Genomic DNA, 8,935 nt, shown 5'->3' on the forward strand with positions numbered 1-8,935 from the left:
ACCGCCCGGGAGGCGTCGCGCACGGCTCAGGAGGCGTCGGACGGCGGACGGACTCCATGATCACGATCACCTCATTCGTCTTCACGTACGCCGTAGGTCGGAGGCCGTTAACCCGGGGGCCGTAGCGTGCCGGCATGGCGGATCGCTACCCCACGTCGGTGCCGTACCGGCAGGCGACGGATGGCTACCACACCTACCGGATCCCCGCGGCGGTGGTGACCGCGGCCGGCACGGTGCTGGCGTTCGCGGAGGGCAGGCGCGGCTCGGCCGGGGACTCCGGGCACATCGACCTGGTGCTCAGGCGATCGGCCGACGGCGGCAGGACGTGGGGCGGCCTGCAGGTGGTGGCCGTGGAGCCGCGCCGCGGCGCGGCCGGCAACCCCGCGCCCGTGGTCCTGGCCGACGGCCGGATCGTCCTCGTCTTCGTCCGGCAGGGGCCGGCGGCCACGGAGGAGAAGATCAGGCGCGGCCAGGTCGCGGCGGACGCCGGGCGGCGGGTGTTCGTCACGGTGAGCCAGGACGACGGGGTCACCTGGTCCACGCCGGCGGAGATCACCGGCAGCGTGAAGCGACCCGAGTGGCGCTGGTACGCGACCACGCCGGGCCACGCGGTCGTGCTGCGGCAGGGGCCGCACGCCGGGCGGATCGTGGTGCCCGCCAACCACTCGCTGCCGCCGGCCGGCGGCGACAACGGCACCGAGGGCAAGTACGACGGCGGCCACGCGCTGCTCAGCGACGACGGCGGCCGGACCTGGCGGATCGGCTACATCGACGACAATCCCGACGGCTACCTCAACGTCAACGAGACCACCGGCACCGAGCTGCCGGACGGGCGCGTCTACGTCAACGCCCGCACCGACTCCACCGCCCCCGGCACGAGGTGCGACGCCTGGTCGGCCGACGGCGGCCAGACCCTGGAGCCGCCCTTCCGCCCGCAGGCCGGGCTGACGGGACCGGTGGTGGAAGGCAGCGTGCTGTGGTGCGGGTCGCCGGACGTGCTGCTGTTCTCCGGACCCGCGGCGCCCGATGCCCGGGCGCTGATGACGGTACGGGCCAGCGACGACCTGGGCGTCACCTGGCGGGCCGTGCACACGGTGTCGGGGCTGCCGGCGGCCTACTCCGACCTGGTCAGGGTGGACGGCGACACCGTGGGGCTGCTGTTCGAGACCGGGAGCTTCGGCCCGTACGAGAGCATCGCCTTCCGCCGCGTGCCCATCGCCGAGCTCGTCCCGTAAGGCTGGCCGGCGGTCACTTCGGGTCGAGGACGTCCATCACCAGGATCAGGCCGTGGACCAGGTTGTTCTCCGTGCGCAGGTGGGACAGCTGCACGGTGAGCGGCGTCGGCCGGCCTCTGCGGTTGACGGCGTCGAGCACCAGGCCCTGGTTCTCCGGCGCGGCGAATCCGCCGGCCAGCGTGGCCCGCAGGCGCGGGGCGAGCGCGTCGAACGGCAGGCCGATGTCGAGGGCCGCGAGCGGCGTGCCCACGGCCTCGTCGGCGCGGACCCCCCACAGCTCCTCGGCTCCCGGGCTCCAGACGATCACCCGCAGCTCGTCGTCCAGCACCACCACGGCGTCGCCCAGGCTGCGGACCAGGGAGGAGACGAACCCGTTGACCTCGCCGAGCTCGATCGTGCGAGTCGTCAGGGCGTCGTTGATGTGCTGCAGCTCGTCATTGGTGGACTGCAGCTCCTCGTTCATCGTCTCGAGCTCCTCGTTGGTGGACTGGAGCTCTTCGTTGGTGGTCTCCAGCTCCTCGTTGGTGGAGTGGAGCTCTTCGTTGGTGGTCTCCAGCTCCTCGTTGAGCGACTGGAGCTCCTCGTAGGCCTGTTCTAGCTGCCTGTTGGCCAGCTCCAGCTCGTCTCTGAGCTTGCGGTAGCGGGTGACGTCGTGGAAGTGGATGCTGATCCCCACCAGCTGCGACGACGTCAGCAGAGGGATGACGGAGACGTCGAAGACACAGCCGTCCGGCGTGCCGGCGCGGCGCCAGAGCACGCCCTGGATCTCGATCGGCTGCAGCTCGCGGCGGGCCCGCTCGATGATCGAGCGCAGCTCCACGGGCTGGTAGGAGACCGCCAGGTCCTGGAAGGGCCGCCCGATGTCGCGGGCGTCGAGGTCGAACAACGCCTCGGCCTCGGAGTTGGCCAGCGCCAGGTTGCCCGGGAGGTCCACGACGAAGTGCGCCACCGGCCCTGACGTCAGCGCGACGGACGCCAGCGCGGGCAGGCGCGAGACGAGGTCGGGGATCGTGGTCTGGGCGGCCCAGACCGACCGGTGGCCGTGGCTGTTCACCACGAGTTTCCTGAACAGGCGCATGCGAAGATCCACCGGCTGGAACTTGTCACTGTGGTTGAGCAGCATCTCGGCCTTGCCGAGGAACAGGAAGCCCGGGTCGGTCAGCGCGAAGTGGAACCGGTTGATGACGTTGTGCTGCGTCTCCGTGTTGAAGTACATCAGCGTGTTGCGGGCCAGCAGCAGGTCCACCCGGGAGATCGGGGCGTCGTGGGTGAGGTCGTTGCACCCGAAGATCAGCTGGCGGCGTAGGTCGCGGCGGAAGGCATAACCGTTCGGGACCGTCTCGAAGTATTTCTCGCGCAACCCGGACGGCACGTCCGCGACGGTCCTCTCGGCGTAGACGCCCGCCCTGGCGGTCTGGAGCGACTTCTCGTCGAGATCCGTGCCGTAGATCTTCACCCGATCGCGGAACGCGTCCACCCCCAGCTCCTCGGCCAGCACCATGGCCAGGGTGTAGGCCTCCTCGCCGGTCGCGCACCCGGCGCTCCACACCCTGATGGGCCCGCCCGTCGCCGCTCGATCGAGCATGGGAGGCAGGATCGTCTCGCGCAGCCGTTGCCAGGCGGGCGGATCCCTGAAGAAGCTGGTGACGTTGATCAACAGGCTGTCGAAAAGACGGGTGAATTCATCGGGCTGCAATTCGAGCAGATCACGATATTCGCCGTAGTCGTGCAACTTCAGCGCTTCGAGCCGACGGGCGATGCGCCGAATAAGTGTATTGCGTTTGTATCCCGTGAAATCGAAGCCGCGTGTCTCCTTGAGCAGAAGGAGTAGGTCGTCGAACTCACGCTCTTCCGCTGTCGTCACAACGGAAGACTACGCCGCTACGCGCCGTCTAGTCCGACAGCAACGTGTCACCGCTACGCCCGATGCCCGCTTGCAGCGTACGAATGGTTTCCAGCGCTTCGCGGGTGCGTTCTTCCTCGTCACGGAGGTGATGCAGGGTCACCTTCTGCCTGTGCTTCTCGGCCGACCGGCGCATGCGGCCGAGCACCCGCAGCCGCTCCTCCAGCCGCTGGACGGCGACCCACAGGGCCCGCTCCACGGCGTCCGCCTGCGCGCTGACCATGCTGCTGGCCGACCAGGCGTGGCCGACCCGGCAGATGTAGCGGGAGGGGCCCTGGCCCTTCTGCTCATAGACGGGGCCGTCGCACCCGGGGCAGCGGAGCGAGGTGAGCTCCCCGCCGGGGTCGCCCACCGTCGGCGCCTCCCTCAGCAGCAGCCTGATCTCTCGCGCCGTGACGTCGTCGTGGATCTCGTCCGCCGCCTGGACGGGCGTGCGGCTCTCCCGCCGGATCCAGGCCGCGAGCTCGCTTACGGGCAGGGACTCCGCGTCCGGCACCGCCGCCTTGGCCGCCGTGGGCATGCCGGGGAAGGCGCACTCGTCGAGGCTCTGCACGGCGACCGCGCCCCCGTGCCGATCGATCACTTCGCACCCTCTGGCCCCGTCGTCGAGGGTGCCGCTCAGCACCACGGCCGCCGCCCGTGACCCGGCGTCCAGCGCGGCGCTCATGAACAGGGGGTCGGCCGCCGGCCGGTGCCCGTTCTGCTGCGGGCCCCGTGACAGGCGGATCTCGCCGCGCTGCACGAGCAGGTGATAGTCGGGACGGGCGACGTAGATCCGGCCGGGCCGCAGGGTTTCCCCCTCTTCCGCGGGGGCCGCCCTGAGCGGGCCTGCCCGATCGAGGATGCTCGCCAGCACGCTGCCGCCCTGCGGCGGCACGTGCAGGACCACCAGCACGGCGGCCGGCAGATCCGCCGGCAGCCCGCGGAGCAGGACGCGCAGCGGCTCCACACCACCCGCAGAGGCGGCGACCACGACCAGGTCACGTCCTGCGGCCTTCACATCTTCATCGCCCATCCAGCGCGAGCGACATCATGTTCGCCGATCGGGCCCGGGGTCGGTGCGGGCACTGTCGGACAGCCGGATCCACGACGTGCGGCTCACGGTGGACCCCCCGACCGGGCGGCTCACGATGGACCGCGCCGTCATGAGGCTGGTGAGCATGGTCTCCAGGCTGTCGTCGCAACGCTCACGGGCGGAGATCAGCCGCAGGCGGGTCGCACTCAGCCGGTCGATCTGGCGGCCCATGAGCTGCCGCTGGCGATCGAGCTGCTGATGCATCGCCCGGGTCCGGTCGAGGATCGGCAGCTGAGGAGAGGGCTCGGGGGGCGGCGGCGCGCGGCGGACCGACGGGCGGCGGGCGTTGCTGGGCTCCGCCCGGTGCAGGTTGCGCACGCGCGGCAGGTGGCGGCGCACGGGCACGGGGGGAGCAGCCGCCTCGTAGATCTCGACGTCGGTGGCCGCGAGGGCTTCCGGCATGCAGTCGTAGACCGGGATCTCCGGCTGGATCTGCGCCGACATCAGCCCGATGAGACGCCGCAGCGGCGGCTGGGCCTCGGCCACGGACAGGTGGCCGCCCTTCGACAGCAACGCGTGGTGCGTGACCGAGAGTTGTTTGAGCCCGTTCATGTCGCAGAACCAGAGATCTCCCGCCGCGACGACCACATATTTCACCGGGGATTGGGGCAGCGGGTCGAGAAAGGCGGCCAGCACCGGCACGGTCGTCGAGTCGAGCTCACCGGTCAGCGCGATCACCAGCGTGGTGTCGCCGACGGGAACGAGTCGCACCGACAGTTGCATCATGAAAGGCGCTCCTTTTCCACCGTTACGCGACCAACGCCTGGCGCGATGGCAGAAGCCGGGCTCGGCTCCATACTCCTCCCCTGTCGCCCAAAGAACCAGGCGCTTGGGATAAGGAGGTGCGGTCATATCGGGCCGGCGAGCGGATTGTCTATCGGTGTCCAGCCGCCGCCGGGAGGAGCGCCTTCGAGCTGGGCGAGGAGATGGGCCTTCACCGTGATGGAGCCCCCGAACAGGGCCGCGCGGTCGGCGCGCACGTCCGGGGTGGAGGGAAGGCCCTCGAACGCCTGCCGCGCGGCACCGGCCACGACCTCCCAGAGCCGCGATTCGGTGGCTCGGTCACCCCGCCCGAAAAGGGAGATCAGGCTGCCGAAAGTGGTGCCGATGAGTGAGCCGAAAAGCTTGGCGTGCAGCACGCCGGGGTCGTCGCTGAGCAGCCTGGCGCTCACGGGCGGCACCTCGAAACCGTTGCGGGCCAGCCTGGCGGGGCTGATCCTGACGTCGGCCAGGTCCCGGTAGACCAGCCGCGACGGCAGGCCGTCCCCGCCGAGGGCGACGAGCAGGTTCTGGCCGTGCGCCTCCAGCGCCACCCCGAGCGCCAGCATCCCCAGGGCGTCCGCCAGGGCCAGGCGGGCGAACGCCCGCAGCCAGGAGACGGGCTCGCGCACCATCGCCGGGGTGAGCGCGGCGACCGGGAGCACCGTCTCGCCGGTGGCGGTGGACGCGGGCTCGCGCAGCATGGCCGACAGGTCGGCGCTGTGCTCTCCGTCCACCGCGCCCGCGGCTCCCGCCAGGTATCGGGCGATGCGCGGCCGGCCGCCCAGCCGCGCGGACAGCACGGCGAGCAGGCACGACAGGGGGACGCAGTCCCGGACCGAGCCGGGGGAGATGTCCCTGACGTCCGAGGTCATCCGGGTGGTGAACGCCGTCTTGACGTGCGGGCCGCCGTCGAGCGGGGCGAGAGTCCGTACGGACATCAGCGGCCGGGCCCTGATCGCCCCCGTCGCGTACGGGCGCAGGCCCAGCCCCGGCAGGACATGCCGGCTCTGCCAGGGGTGCACGGGGAGCAGCAGCCGGTCGCCGTCCATGAGCGAGGCCGGCCACGGGCCCGAGACCAGGCAGCTCGCGGCCGGCAGCGCCACGAGATCGAGGGCGACGACGGGGCGGTGCTCCGGCATGTACGCGAGCTGCTCGGCCACGGAGACGCCCGGCCGGTTGCGGCACCCCGGATGGTAGGGGTGGCCGTCGACCACGCTCTGCTCGTAGTCGGCGAGGGTGCCGGCGGCGCAGGCGTGCCGGGCGGCTCCGGCGCGGGAGAGCGCCAGCGAGGCGACGCTGTGGTCCAGGTCCTCGACCAGCCGGCCGGCGCCGGGCAGGCCGAGCGCGGCCAGCAGCCCGGCGGGATGCGTGTGGGGGTGCCCGTCCAGCCACACGACCGGCTCGTCCCCCAGGTCGTACGGCCGGCGCTCCCGCCCCGCCAGCCTGCGCCCGTCGGCCAGCGGGACGACATGCCGCCCTGGCTCCTTCTCGGGCCCGCCCGCCGCCAGTCCGGGCAGCGGCTCGAAGAGCAGCCCGCGCCACAGCCGGCCGAGGACGGCGGCCCGCGCGCCGGGCAGCGCCGCGGCGTATCCCGCGCTCAGATCCGGGCAGGCGACGGCCACTTGCGCGGCGAACTCCGCCTCCAACTGCCGCATATCAAGCCCCATTTCCAGACGCATGCCTGATAGCTACCCTGTGGGCACTAATGGGGACAAAGGGTAGGAGCAGGTCACCATGGCATCCACCGAGGACCTTCTCCCATCCGCCGGGCCGGACCAGGAGTCGTGGGCGCAGGCCGCAGCCCTGGCGACGACCGCCCTGCTCAACTGCCTGATCCGTGAGGTGGCCAGGCCCGCGGGCCCCGAGCGCGGCGCCTTCCTGCTGCCCGCGACCGGCCGCGTGCTGCGGGCCGGCGGTGACCGCTTCCCCGCCGGGCCGGAGCTGCGCACGCCCGGCGGCTGGCGCCCGCTGCCGCTGGACGGCCTGCTCGACGTGGCGGCGGCCGAGCTGCGCGCGGGCACCGGGGTCGCCAACGACGCGCTGCTCGCCGAGATCGCGCACAGCCGGGACGTCATGGCCGCCCTGCTGTCCTCCAGGCGGGCGGCCAGGGCGCCCGTGGACCCGTACCTGCGTTCCGAGCAGGCCCTCGTCGCCGGGCACCGGTACCACCCCGCGCCCAAGGCCCGCGGCGGGTCCGGGCCGGGCACCTGGCTCAGGTACTCGCCGGAGGCGCACGCGAGCTTCCCGCTGACGCTGCTCGGCGTGCCCGCCGCCGACCTGGTCGAGGCGGGGGACGCGGGCGCGCTGGACCGGCTCGGCCCGCCCGTGGGAGACGGCCTGGCCCTGCTGCCCGCGCATCCCTGGCAGGTGGAGCTCCTGGGCGGTCTGCGCCACGGGCGGCTGCGCCACCTGGGCGTCACGACCGCGCCGGCCTGGCCCACCGCCTCGATCCGCACGGTGTACCTGCCGGAGCCCGACCTGTTCTGCAAGTTCAGCCTGGACGTGCGCATCACGAACGACGTGCGCCGGCTCTGGCTGACCGATCTGCGCCGGCTGCCCGTGGTCGCCGATCGGCTGGGTGCGGCGTTCGACGACCTGCCCGAGCACGTGCCCCGGCCCGCCGTGCTGCGCGACCGCGGCTACCGCAGCGCCGCCCTGGGCCGGGACGGCGGCGAGGCGCTGGCGGTGATCGTCCGCGACGGGCTGCGGCGGCACCTGCGGCCCGGCCTGACGGCGCTGCTGGCGGCGGGTGTCAGCGAGGGCTTCCCCGGCAACCCGCTCGACGGCCTGAGCGAGGACGAGTCGGTCGAATGGTGGCAGCGCTACCTCGACCACGTGGTGCCCCCGGTCCTGCACGCCTACCTGCGACACGGCGTCGTGCTCGAATGTCACCTGCAGAACGTGCTGGTCGCCGTGGACGTGCGCGGCATCCCGGCACAGGTGATCTTCCGCGACCACGAGGGTGTCAAGCTCGTGGCGGAGCGGCACCGCCTGCTCAACGCCGCCGAGGCGCCGCTGCTGAGGAGCCCGCAGGCGTGGGAGCGGCTGGTGTACTGCCTGCTGGCCAACAACCTCTGCGAGATCGCCGCCGCCGTCGCGGCCCGTCATCCGCACGCGCGGGCCGAGCTGTGGACCCGCGCCAGGGCCGTCTTCGAGGCCGTCGCCAAGGAGTACGGCGATCCGGCCGAGCTGCGGGACCTGCTGGCCGCCGAGCACATCCCGGCCAAGGCCAACCTGCTCCTGCGCTGGCTGAACGCCGGTGGCGGGGACATGCGCTGCGTGCCCGTACCCAATCCGTTGAGACTCTTTACGCCATAAGCTATCCTCCTCCGAGCAAATACTTTACGGTGTATTGAGATAGCTCTGCCTGGGGAGGCGCCATGACGATCGAGGCGACGCTGCACGACGGAAACACCATCGAGGTGGAGGTGCACGGCTCGGGCCCTGCCGTGCTGCTGCCGGTCGATCCGCGGCCCGCGGAGGGGGAGCAGGCCGGCGAGCTGAGCAAGTGGGGGATGGACCCGGCGCTCGGGCGCTCGCTCATCGACGGGCTCCGCGACACGTTCCGGGTCGTGGCCTTCGACTACCAGGGGCACGTCATGAGCACGCCCAAGCCCGGCACGCTCACGCCCGCCAACGTCGCCGCCGACCTGCTGGCGGTGGCCGACGCGGCGGGGGCCGGACGGTTCGCGTACTACGGGTATTCGTGGCTGGCGCTGAGCGGGCTGCAGCTCGCGACCAGGACCGACCGGCTGTCGGCGCTCGTCATGGGCGGGTTCCCGCCGTACGGGGGGCCGTACGCGGAGATGCTGCGCGTCACCGAGGCGACATACGCGATGGCCGTCACGCCGCAACCCGCACCCGAGCCCCTGTCTATAATACACATCTCCGAGCCCACGAGACCCTAAGACATCTCGTATGCCGTCTACAGCTTGAAAAAAAAAACAAACAACATACAAA

The 8,935-nt window shown here is 71.8% G+C and carries 7 protein-coding genes; 3 read left to right on the forward strand and 4 right to left on the reverse strand.

Annotation, left to right across the window (positions count from 1 at the left end; all coding sequences use genetic code 11):
* The first annotated feature begins 134 nt into the window (after positions 1 to 134).
* Positions 135 to 1,235, forward strand: coding sequence for a sialidase family protein (locus ETD85_RS07565; protein ID WP_138688882.1), 1,101 nt, complete (start codon positions 135 to 137; stop codon positions 1,233 to 1,235).
* A gap of 13 nt (positions 1,236 to 1,248) precedes the next feature.
* Here ETD85_RS07565 and ETD85_RS07570 read toward each other — a convergent pair whose 3' ends face one another.
* The 4 genes from ETD85_RS07570 to ETD85_RS07585 all read right to left on the reverse strand — a co-directional run bounded on the left by ETD85_RS07570 (position 1,249) and on the right by ETD85_RS07585 (position 6,630).
* Positions 1,249 to 3,099 (reverse strand): CheR family methyltransferase, encoded by a 1,851-nt coding sequence (locus ETD85_RS07570; RefSeq protein WP_138688883.1) that lies wholly within the window; start codon positions 3,097 to 3,099, stop codon positions 1,249 to 1,251.
* A 28-nt stretch (positions 3,100 to 3,127) separates the two neighbouring features.
* Positions 3,128 to 4,153 (reverse strand): chemotaxis protein CheB, encoded by a 1,026-nt coding sequence (locus ETD85_RS07575; protein ID WP_138688884.1) that lies wholly within the window; start codon positions 4,151 to 4,153, stop codon positions 3,128 to 3,130.
* A gap of 15 nt (positions 4,154 to 4,168) precedes the next feature.
* Positions 4,169 to 4,939, reverse strand: coding sequence for an STAS domain-containing protein (locus tag ETD85_RS07580; protein ID WP_170246552.1), 771 nt, complete (start codon positions 4,937 to 4,939; stop codon positions 4,169 to 4,171).
* 122 nt (positions 4,940 to 5,061) lie between these two features.
* Positions 5,062 to 6,630: an IucA/IucC family protein gene (locus tag ETD85_RS07585; RefSeq protein WP_138688886.1), complete on the reverse strand. Its 1,569-nt coding sequence runs from the start codon at positions 6,628 to 6,630 to the stop codon at positions 5,062 to 5,064.
* Positions 6,631 to 6,709: 79 nt separating this feature from the next.
* Here ETD85_RS07585 and ETD85_RS07590 point away from each other — a divergent pair, with 79 nt between their 5' ends.
* Together ETD85_RS07590 and ETD85_RS07595 are read left to right on the forward strand one after the other, a co-directional pair.
* Positions 6,710 to 8,293, forward strand: coding sequence for an IucA/IucC family protein (locus tag ETD85_RS07590; RefSeq protein ID WP_138688887.1), 1,584 nt, complete (start codon positions 6,710 to 6,712; stop codon positions 8,291 to 8,293).
* Positions 8,294 to 8,355: 62 nt separating this feature from the next.
* Entirely contained in the window at positions 8,356 to 8,883 is a 528-nt protein-coding gene (locus tag ETD85_RS07595) for an alpha/beta fold hydrolase (RefSeq protein WP_138688888.1), read from the forward strand.
* Positions 8,884 to 8,935 lie beyond the last annotated feature (52 nt).

Source organism: Nonomuraea zeae, from assembly GCF_005889725.1.
Lineage (GTDB): Bacteria > Actinomycetota > Actinomycetes > Streptosporangiales > Streptosporangiaceae > Nonomuraea > Nonomuraea zeae.